Origin of the sequence: Enterobacter sp. BRE11, from assembly GCF_031844285.1 — a bacterium.
Taxonomy (GTDB): Bacteria; Pseudomonadota; Gammaproteobacteria; order Enterobacterales; family Enterobacteriaceae; genus Pantoea.
On record NZ_JAUZUX010000010.1, the window covers coordinates 198,911 to 208,392 of the forward strand.

The 9,482-nt window shown below is 57.0% G+C and carries 14 protein-coding genes; 13 read left to right on the top strand and 1 reads right to left on the bottom strand.

Annotated elements, in window-relative coordinates:
* The first annotated feature begins 7 nt into the window (after positions 1–7).
* The 9 genes from Q9R34_RS12810 to Q9R34_RS12850 all read left to right on the top strand — a co-directional run bounded on the left by Q9R34_RS12810 (position 8) and on the right by Q9R34_RS12850 (position 4,154).
* The gene (locus tag Q9R34_RS12810; RefSeq protein WP_485894152.1) at positions 8–397 is read left to right on the top strand and encodes a hypothetical protein; all 390 of its coding nucleotides are present in this window, start codon (positions 8–10) and stop codon (positions 395–397) included.
* On the top strand, positions 394–822 hold the full coding sequence (locus tag Q9R34_RS12815) for a hypothetical protein (protein ID WP_485894154.1): 429 nt from the start codon (positions 394–396) through the stop codon (positions 820–822). The genes Q9R34_RS12810 and Q9R34_RS12815 overlap by 4 nt, the downstream gene beginning before the upstream one ends.
* On the top strand, positions 819–1,058 hold the full coding sequence (locus Q9R34_RS12820; protein ID WP_485894156.1) for a hypothetical protein: 240 nt from the start codon (positions 819–821) through the stop codon (positions 1,056–1,058). Before Q9R34_RS12815 ends, Q9R34_RS12820 begins: the two co-directional genes overlap by 4 nt.
* A 45-nt stretch (positions 1,059–1,103) precedes the next feature.
* The gene (locus Q9R34_RS12825; RefSeq protein WP_485894158.1) at positions 1,104–1,361 is read left to right on the top strand and encodes a hypothetical protein; all 258 of its coding nucleotides are present in this window, start codon (positions 1,104–1,106) and stop codon (positions 1,359–1,361) included.
* A gap of 58 nt (positions 1,362–1,419) precedes the next feature.
* Positions 1,420–1,686: a DUF5405 family protein gene (locus tag Q9R34_RS12830; RefSeq protein ID WP_485894160.1), complete on the top strand. Its 267-nt coding sequence runs from the start codon at positions 1,420–1,422 to the stop codon at positions 1,684–1,686.
* Between the two features lie 205 nt (positions 1,687–1,891).
* On the top strand, positions 1,892–2,134 hold the full coding sequence (locus Q9R34_RS12835) for a hypothetical protein (protein ID WP_485894162.1): 243 nt from the start codon (positions 1,892–1,894) through the stop codon (positions 2,132–2,134).
* Positions 2,135–2,178: 44 nt separating this feature from the next.
* Positions 2,179–2,490 (top strand): hypothetical protein, encoded by a 312-nt coding sequence (locus tag Q9R34_RS12840; protein WP_293649119.1) that lies wholly within the window; start codon positions 2,179–2,181, stop codon positions 2,488–2,490.
* 96 nt (positions 2,491–2,586) lie between these two features.
* Entirely contained in the window at positions 2,587–2,844 is a 258-nt protein-coding gene (locus Q9R34_RS12845; protein ID WP_485894164.1) for an excisionase family protein, read from the top strand.
* Positions 2,845–2,876: 32 nt separating this feature from the next.
* Positions 2,877–4,154: an Arm DNA-binding domain-containing protein gene (locus Q9R34_RS12850; RefSeq protein WP_485894166.1), complete on the top strand. Its 1,278-nt coding sequence runs from the start codon at positions 2,877–2,879 to the stop codon at positions 4,152–4,154.
* 35 nt (positions 4,155–4,189) lie between these two features.
* On the opposite strand, the gene fliE is transcribed toward Q9R34_RS12850, so the two are convergent.
* Positions 4,190–4,501, bottom strand: coding sequence for a flagellar hook-basal body complex protein FliE (gene fliE / locus Q9R34_RS12855; RefSeq protein ID WP_434123070.1), 312 nt, complete (start codon positions 4,499–4,501; stop codon positions 4,190–4,192).
* Between the two features lie 232 nt (positions 4,502–4,733).
* Here fliE and fliF point away from each other — a divergent pair, with 232 nt between their 5' ends.
* The 4 genes from fliF to fliI are packed head-to-tail and all read left to right on the top strand — an operon-like array spanning position 4,734 to position 9,475.
* Positions 4,734–6,449, top strand: a complete 1,716-nt coding sequence (gene fliF, locus Q9R34_RS12860; protein WP_485894169.1) for a flagellar basal-body MS-ring/collar protein FliF — start codon at positions 4,734–4,736, stop codon at positions 6,447–6,449.
* Positions 6,446–7,438: a flagellar motor switch protein FliG gene (gene fliG / locus Q9R34_RS12865; RefSeq protein WP_216491743.1), complete on the top strand. Its 993-nt coding sequence runs from the start codon at positions 6,446–6,448 to the stop codon at positions 7,436–7,438. The genes fliF and fliG overlap by 4 nt, the downstream gene beginning before the upstream one ends.
* Positions 7,431–8,123: a flagellar assembly protein FliH gene (fliH, locus tag Q9R34_RS12870; protein ID WP_434123068.1), complete on the top strand. Its 693-nt coding sequence runs from the start codon at positions 7,431–7,433 to the stop codon at positions 8,121–8,123. The genes fliG and fliH overlap by 8 nt, the downstream gene beginning before the upstream one ends.
* Entirely contained in the window at positions 8,123–9,475 is a 1,353-nt protein-coding gene (gene fliI / locus Q9R34_RS12875; RefSeq protein WP_033749819.1) for a flagellar protein export ATPase FliI, read from the top strand. The genes fliH and fliI overlap by 1 nt, the downstream gene beginning before the upstream one ends.
* Positions 9,476–9,482: the final 7 nt, after the last annotated feature.

Consider the following 9,482-nt stretch of genomic DNA (forward strand, 5'->3'; position numbering starts at 1 on the left):
ATGACAGATGAGTGAAGAAAGCAGTCCGCAAACGACGTACGTTAATTTAGAAATGGGTGGCGTTGCAAAAGCAGTTAGCCATCACTTTGTAGTAAACAGAGCCCTCGGCCATGAGGCAGGAAGAATATCTGTCGTAGACGGGCAAATGACCTTCGAAGGTGATGCTGACGAATCTGCCCAGATTTTACTGAAACTTCTTAAGGAAAGATACGATGCTGAATGGCAAGCAATGCAGCAAAAGCTGGATGCGATTTCTAGCGGACTAGGAAATCTCGCTGGCGCAATGCTTAATCGCACGCTTGATTCTGGCAGCAAGCAGGCCGTTGCTTATGCTGACTGCGCCGATATGGTTGCTAAGTTCGCCGCCCAACTCCGCGCCGGACAGGAGGCCAAATGATGCAACTTACCGAAGAGCAGAGAAAGGCGCTGATAAATGCAGCAATTGAAGAGATTGAGGCTCTTAAGTTGCTGATAGCCAATAACAAGAAAACTGGGAATATTTTTATGGTTCCGGGATATGAAAGCCAATTACAGCGTCAAGAAATCGCCCTAGCGGCGCTGACGGCGAAACCTGTAGCTTGGCGCTGGGAGAAAAATAACGGCCTTTATTTTGAAGGAATAAAACCAATAGGAGTTGACAGTCAACCTCTATACGCCACCGCGCCAGTATCGCCCAATGGCTGGACTTGCAATTTAGACGCTGATGCCGCGCTAGTTATGCTGGACCGAATCGACACTCTTGACGAGGCTGACGACGTAAGGATTGAGGACGTTAAGCGCATAATCGGGAAGCTGGCAGCAGCACAGGAGAAGCCACAATGATTAGCAATGAGAGGCTGAAGCAACTGGCAGCGCAGGAAACGATGCGTGAGCAGGCTGAGATAGCAAAGGAGCTACTGGCGCATCGCAAGGCGTGGAGTGAGCCTGTTTGCCACCTATCAGAATTCGCACTGCGTAAGATAAAGACATCAAACTACGCCGTTAGTGAATGGATAAGGGAAGATGACGGTGACAGATGGTTGCAGGTTCCACTCTACCGCAAACCATTCTCCGACTAACAACCTCTGATATACTGTCCGCATATACAGTTAATGGTTTGGTATATGCGCAAATTCGTTAGTGCCGGCGCTGCTTTCTACATGCTCGACAGAGGTGAAAAGCTCACGAAAAAAGAGCTGTTTCACCGCTACGACCCGGTTCGCTTCGTCATCTGGCCGCGCGGCGATAAGTGGGACGTGCTCGAGCGCGTCGGGAATGAGTGGTTTCGGTTAACTGACGAACTTTTCGACTCAGAAAACGCAGCCTTCGTGTTCGCGTATGAGAAGTTCTGCGATGACCAGGACAGAGCGCGACGAAAATAGTTAAAGAGATGACCGCCCAATGAGGCGGTTTTTTAACGCCTGAACATTGGAGATAACCATGAAAATTGATATCGGTGACAAGTACGTCCTGACCGCTGACCAGTTCCAGTTCATCGTACAGGAGAAGAAAATCGTTAAGGAAGGCAAGAAGGCTGGCGGTGAATATCTCTCGCTGGTCGGCTACTTCCCGAAGCTCAGCCAGGCAATTGCCGGCCTGATTCGTCTCGATGTGCAGATGTCAGATGTGCAGTCGCTGCAGGAGATGGAACAGCATATCCGCCGCGTATCTGAGCAGTGCGAACAGGCATTCAAGGAGGCTGTATGAATTTTCCAGATGCAGCAGATGAAGCAGCAGCAAGAGAGCAGCAGCTGATAGAGGTAGCGCTGGCAAACAGACCGCGGCCGGCGGTCGAGTTCACCGGCAAGTGTCACTACTGCGAGGAGTCGATAAGCAAGGGGCATTACTGCTCGGCTGAGTGCAGAGAAGACCATAGCCGGGTGCAGTGGGCGCAGAAGCAGAGGAGCGTGGCATGAGCAAGATGACGTTTGTTGTTGAGTATGAAGATGGAAAGGAGCCCCCGGTCAGTTTCACTGAGAATTTTATGGGTAGTGGCGGAACGCTTTGCTCAGCCGCATTTTATGATTACAAGGATGACTACCTCAGCGAAGAAGACTGCGATTTAATCACAGAAGCCCTAAATGAATTCTTCGAAGAAAATCCCTCTAAGGAAGACTTTGATATCTTCCGCAGGCTCAACTTAATCTCCGAGTAATCCCCTGTTCACTTTCACTATCGCGCTCTGCGTGAGGAGTTGTTATGTCTGACGAAGAGGTATTAGAGCTGGCGGCTAAGGCTGCAGGGCATCGTACATTCGGATTCGATGAGCAAGGAAGCATACTTATCGACCCTGTGGTTTACACGCCATGGAACCCCCTGAGAATGAACGTCGACGCCTTTCAACTGGCCAGACAGATGGATATGAGTATTCACTACGGACCTGACGTCATCCTTGTAACCGAGCCAGCAGGCGCCTGCAGCTATACAGTCGAGATTGATGGTCCAAACATCATGAGCCTTACAAGAAAAGCGATTACCCATCTCGCTGCTAGCGTTGGTAAATGGCTATGAATACCCTCAACGACATCTCCCCCGGCGAGTTCACTCTGTGGCTCGCCGTTTTTATTTGTATTGCGCTGGCCTGTCTATGGCCGGATAAGGAGTGATATGCAAAACGTAATTCAGCTAGCTCCCAATAAGTGGGTGACTGAATCAGTGCTTATGGCTGTAACAGGGATGCGTCCCGGCACGATTAAGCGGGCGCGCGAGAAGGCGTGGATGCAAGGAAGGGAATATCTGCTGTTCTCACCTGAGGGTGAGCCGGGGCTGAACAGTCAGTGCATGTATAACCGCGAGGCTATCGACAAATGGATCGAGTCGCAGCTGAAGAAGCAGCCTGATGCGAGAGAGCGAAAAAAAGCATAACCTGATCGCCCTTTTCACCCAGAGGATAAAAAATGGCAGCATACCCAAAAGGTGTTGAGAACCACGGAGGGTTCTTGCGCATCAGCTTCCAGTATCAGGGGGCGCGAGTGAGAGAGTCGCTCGGCATTCCCGATACTGCCAAAAACAGGAAGTCGGCCGGCGAGCTGCGGGCTAACATCGTCTACGAGATAAAGACCGGCTCGTTCAGTTATCAGAAGACCTTTCCCGAATCAGCCAACCTTTCTCGCTTCTGCGCAATAAAAGAAGAGCTCAGCGTAAAAGAGATGGCAGAGCGCTGGCTCGCAATAAAGGAGTCAGAGATAAGCCGCAACACTCTGGCCTCATACAGAACGAGGCTGAGCACAACCATCGGCATAATTGGCGCCGACAGGATGATACGCGCCATCAGGACAGAAGATATTCAGCGCATGCGCATGGAGCTTCTGAAAGGCAGCTACGTCTACGGGCGCGGCAAGAATATGCATGGTAAGGGTCGGTCAGTGGCTTACGTCAATACCTGCATGTCAGACCTGCATTCGCTATTCAAATTCGCTCACGAGAACGGCTATGCCGATCGCAATGTAATCTCTACTCTGTCGCCTCTTAAAAAGGACAAGCCGCAGCCTGACCCGTTAACCCGGGAGGAATTTACCAGGCTGATTGACGCCTGCCAGTCTCGCCAGCTGAAAAACTTCTGGTCACTCGCGGTCTACAGCGGCATGCGACACGGTGAGCTTTGCGCGCTGGCATGGGAAGACATCGACCTGATTAAGGGAACGGTTACGGTGAGACGCAACCTGACCATTCAGGACGATTTTACCCCGCCTAAGACGGAATCCGGAGAGCGAACAGTTTTCCTGGTTGATTCAGCGGTCAGGGTGCTGAAAGACCAGTTAGAACTGACGCGCATGCGGCCGCCGGCATCGGTCACTATGCTTTCCCGCGAGTACGGTAAAAGCAGCAAAGAAGAGCTTACCTTCGTTTTTAATCCCAAAGTCACCGCCGTCAATAAAGCCAGCGACGATTACTACACGGTAGCGTCTATTCCTCAGACGTGGCGTTCTGCTATCAAACGCGCCGGCATTACTTACCGAAAGCCATATCAGTCCAGACACACATACGCGTGCTGGTCATTGTCTGCAGGAGCAAACCCCAACTTCATCGCCAGTCAGATGGGGCATGCTAATGCGCAGATGGTGTATCAGGTATACGGATCCTGGATGAAGGAAAATGACGAAGCACAAAGGAGCCTGCTCAACGAAAAACTGAACGAGTTTGTCCCATCCATGCCCCACACCAAAGCGATCTAACCTTTAATTTTATATTAATTAGTTAGTTAGCTGACCTAAACCTGCATATTCATAATATCGGTATAAGCCGCCACCAGCTTATTCCTCACCTGAATCCCCATCTGCATCGAGATAGAAGACTTCTGCATATCCACCATCACATCGTTGAGCGCGATGCCTGGCTTGCCCATTTCAAAATCCTGCGCCTGCGTACGGGCGGTGTTCTGCGTTTCGCTGATCTTATCCAGCGCCGCTTTCATGGTGGCGGCGAAGTCGACCGGCTGCGTCGCCTCGCTGTTTTTGTTACTGGCCTGCAGCGAAGTCAGCTGAAGCTGCTGTAAAACGCCGTCGATTGCCTGAATGGACATGCCGTTACCTCATTGAAAGAGAGATGGAATTTTCTACGCTCAAAAATTTATCACAATGTCAATGAGACAAAGGCGCTAAATAACAGCAAAAAACCCGGCTTATTCGCCCATCGAATTTTGCGATAAAGAAAATAATGCCATGCATTGAAGTGGAGTTTCATTTACGCAGTGTCAGGGAGTCTGTTTTGTCACTACAACAAACCCGGTCAATTATGTCAGGCAGGAATAGGTCATGAACGCGAGCGCAGCCGCCCCACAGGATTCAGCCAAAAAAGGTTTCGGTGACCTTATCGCTCGCCTGCGCGCTAATCCGCGTATCCCCCTTATCGTTGCCGCCGCCGCCGCTATCGCCATCGTGATGGCGCTGGTGCTGTGGGCGAAAGCGCCCGATTACCGTGTGCTGTACAACAATCTCTCTGATGAAGATGGCGGCGCGATTGTTACCCAGCTCACCCAGATGAACATCCCCTATCGCTTCGCCGACAACGGCGGCGCGCTGATGGTGCCGGCGGAAAAGGTGCATGAACTGCGCCTGCGCCTGGCACAGCAGGGACTGCCGAAAGGCGGCTCAGTGGGCTTCGAGCTGCTCGATCAGGAGAAGTTCGGCATCAGCCAGTTCAGCGAGCAGGTCAACTACCAGCGCGCGCTGGAAGGCGAGCTGGCGCGCACTATCGAAACCTTAGGGCCGGTAAAAACCGCGCGCGTGCATCTGGCGATGCCCAAGCCGACGCTGTTCGTGCGCGAGCAGAAAGCGCCTTCCGCCTCGGTCACCCTGAACCTGCAGCCTGGCCGCGCGCTCGATGAGGGCCAGATTCAGGCCATCGTGCATATGGTCTCCAGCAGCGTGGCGGGCCTGCCGCCGGGCAACGTCACCGTGGTCGATCAGAGCGGACGTCTGCTGACGCGTTCAGACAGCGAAGGCCGCGACCTTAACGACGCACAGCTGAAATATACCGCCGAAGTCGAAGCGCGCTACCAGCAGCGCATCGAAGCGATCCTGAACCCGATTCTCGGCCAGGGCAACGTACACGCGCAGGTAACGGCGCAGATCAACTTCGACAAGAGCGAGCAGACCGACGAGAAGTATCAGCCGAACGGCAATCCGAGCAACACCGCTATTCGCTCGCGTCAGACCAGCACCAGCGATCAGACCGGCAGCCCGTATCCGGGCGGCGTGCCGGGCGCCCTTTCTAACCAGCCAGCGCCTGCTAACACCGCGCCGGTCAACGCGCCGAACGCGCAAAATGGGCAAAACGCGCAGAACGGCCAGCAGAACAACGCGAACAACGGCACAGCTACCAGCACCGCCAGCAGCAGCGTGCCGACCAACTCGCGTCGCGACGATACCGTGAACTACGAGCTGGACCGCACCATTCGCCACACCAAAATGAACGTTGGCGACGTGCAGCGTCTCTCGGTCGCGGTAGTGGTGAACTATCGCGCCGACGATAAAGGCAAGGCGATCGCCCTGAACGAACAGCAGATGAAGCAGGTGGAAGATCTGACGCGCGAGGCGATGGGCTACTCCCAGCCGCGCGGCGACAGCGTCAACGTGGTGAACTCGGAATTCACCGCCGCCGAGCCGACCAGCGGCGACCTGCCCTTCTGGCAGCAGCAGGCCTTCTTCGATCAGATGATGAACATCGGCAAATGGCTGCTGATCGCGCTGGTCGCCTTCATCCTCTACCGCAAAATGGTGCGTCCGCAGCTGATGCGTAAACGCGAAGCGGAAAAAGCCGCTGTGGAAGCCGCAGAACAGCGTGCCGCCGCCGTGCAGGAAGAAGAAGCCTATAGCGTACAGCTCAGCAAAGATGAGCAGGATGCCGAGCGTAAGTCTAACAACCGCATGAGCGCCGAGGTGATGAGCCAGCGCATCCGCGATATGTCCGAGAACGATCCGCGCGTCGTCGCGCTGGTTATCCGCGAATGGATGAGTAAAGAACTATGAGTCTGACCGGAACTGAAAAAAGCGCCATCCTGATGATGACCATCGGCGAAGAGCGCGCCGCCGAGGTGTTCAAGCACCTCAACCAGCGTGAAGTGCAGCACCTGAGCGCCGCAATGGCGAATATGCGCCAGGTGTCGCACAAGCAGCTTACCGAGATCCTGCGTGAGTTCGAGAGCGACGCCGAGCAGTTCGCGGCGCTGAGCCTCAACTCCAACGAGTATCTGCGTTCGGTGCTGACCAAAGCGCTGGGCGAAGAGCGCGCCGCCAGCCTGCTGGAGGATATTCTCGAGTCCCGCGAAACCACCAGCGGCATGGAAACGCTCAACTTTATGGAGCCGCAGGCCGCCGCCGATCTTATCCGCGACGAGCATCCGCAGATCATCGCGACCATCCTGGTGCACCTCAAACGCGGCCAGGCAGCGGATATTCTGGCGCTGTTCGACGAGCGCCTGCGTCACGACGTCATGCTGCGTATCGCCACCTTCGGCGGCGTACAGCCGGCGGCGCTGGCGGAGCTGACCGAAGTGCTCAACGGCCTGCTGGACGGCACCAACCTCAAGCGCGCCAAGATGGGCGGCGTGAGAACCGCAGCGGAAATCATCAACCTGATGAAAACGCAGCAGGAAGAGGCGGTCATCGAAGCGGTTCGCGACTTCGACGGCGAGCTGGCGCAGAAAATTATCGACGAGATGTTCCTGTTCGAAAACCTGGTGGAAGTGGACGACCGCAGCATCCAGCGCCTGCTGCAGGAAGTGGAGTCGGAGCAGCTGCTGGTCGCGCTGAAAGGCGCCGAGCAGCCGCTGCGCGAGAAGTTCCTCAAGAACATGTCGGCGCGCGCCGCCGATATCCTGCGCGACGACCTCGCCAACCGCGGGCCGGTACGTATGTCGGCGGTGGAAAACGAACAGAAAGCTATCCTGCTTATCGTGCGCCGTCTGGCGGAATCGGGCGAGATGGTGATTGGCGGCGGCGAGGAAACCTATGTCTGACGCTTTTTCCGCCCGCCCGTGGCAGCTCTGGCAGCCTGATGATTTAGGTCGCCGCGACGAACCGGAGCCGGAGATGCTGCCGGAGCCGGAGGCATTCGAATCAGAGGTCGACGAACAGCAGCAGCACTTCGAGCATATGCAGCAGCAGGCCCGCAAAGAGTCGCAGGCGCAGGGCTATAACGAAGGCCATCAGCAGGGTTTCGCTGAAGGCCAGAAAGCGGGCTACGACGCCGGTTTTCAGCAGGGGCTGGCCGATGCGCAGCAGCAGCAGGCACCGCTGCAGGCGCGTATGCAGCAGCTGGTCACTGAGTTTCAGCACTCGCTGGAGGCGCTCGACAGCGTGATCGCTTCGCGCCTGATGCAGCTCGCACTGGAGGCGGCACGTCAGGTCATTGGCCAGGCGACCACGGTGGACGGCAGCGCCCTGCTGCGTCAAATTCAGCAGCTGCTGCAGCAGGAGCCGATGTTTAGCGGCAAACCGCAGCTGCGCGTGCATCCTGACGATCTGCAGCGTATTGAGCAGACCCTCGGTCCAACGCTCGATCTGCACGGCTGGCGTTTGCTGGCCGACAGCACGCTGCATCCTGGCGGCTGCAAGCTGAGCGCTGAGGATGGCGATCTCGACGCCAGCGTGGCGACGCGCTGGCAGGAGCTCTGCCGTCTCGCCGCGCCTGGAGAATTTTAATGACCTCGCGACTCTCTCGCTGGCTGGGCGCGCTCGACGCCTTTGAAACCCGTATCGCGCAGGTGCAGCCGGTGCGCCGCTATGGCCGCCTGACGCGCGCCACCGGCCTGGTGCTGGAGGCGACCGGCCTGCAGCTACCGCTCGGCGCCACCTGCGTTATCGAACGCAACGACGGCAAGAACCTGACCGAAGTCGAAAGCGAAGTGGTGGGCTTCAACGGCCAGAAGCTTTTTCTGATGCCGCTGGAAGAGGTCGACGGCATTCTGCCCGGCGCCCGCGTTTATGCACGCGACAGCGGCCACAGCGGCAAACAGCTGCTGCTCGGCCCGGAGCTGCTGGGCCGGGTGCTCGACGGCAGCGGCAAGCCGCTTGACGGCCTTCCGTCGCCCGATACCGGCTACCGCGCGCCGCTGATCACGCCGCCCTTCAACCCCTTGCAGCGCACGCCGATTACCGACGTGCTGGATACCGGCGTCCGCGCCATTAACGCCCTGCTGACCGTGGGTCGCGGCCAGCGTATGGGCCTGTTCGCCGGGTCCGGCGTCGGCAAGAGCGTGCTGCTCGGCATGATGGCGCGCTATACCCAGGCGGACGTCATCGTGGTCGGGCTGATCGGCGAGCGCGGCCGCGAAGTAAAAGACTTTATTGAAAATATTCTCGGCGCAGAAGGCCGCGCGCGTTCGGTGGTGATCGCCGCGCCCGCGGACGTCTCGCCGCTGCTGCGCATGCAGGGCGCCGCCTACGCCACGCGCATCGCCGAAGATTTTCGCGATCGCGGCCAGCACGTGCTGCTGATCATGGACTCGCTGACGCGCTACGCCATGGCGCAGCGTGAGATTGCGCTGGCCATCGGCGAGCCGCCCGCCACCAAAGGCTATCCGCCTTCGGTGTTCGCCAAACTGCCGGCGCTGGTGGAACGCGCCGGCAACGGCACGCACGGCGGCGGCTCAATTACCGCCTTCTATACCGTACTGACCGAAGGCGACGATCAGCAGGATCCTATCGCCGACTCGGCGCGCGCCATTCTCGACGGTCATATCGTGCTGTCGCGTCGGCTGGCCGAAGCGGGCCACTACCCGGCGATCGACATTGAGGCCTCTATCAGCCGCGCCATGACCGCCCTGATCGACGAGGATCACTACGCACGGGTGCGTCAGTTTAAACAGCTGCTCTCCAGCTTCCAGCGCAACCGCGATCTGGTGAGCGTCGGCGCCTACGCCGCAGGTAGCGATCCCATGCTGGACAAGGCGATCCGCCTTTATCCGCAGATGGAAGCTTTTCTGCAACAGGGCATTTTTGAGCGCAGCCACTATGACGACGCCTGCCTGCATCTGCATGCGCTGTTCGGCTAACGGCGGC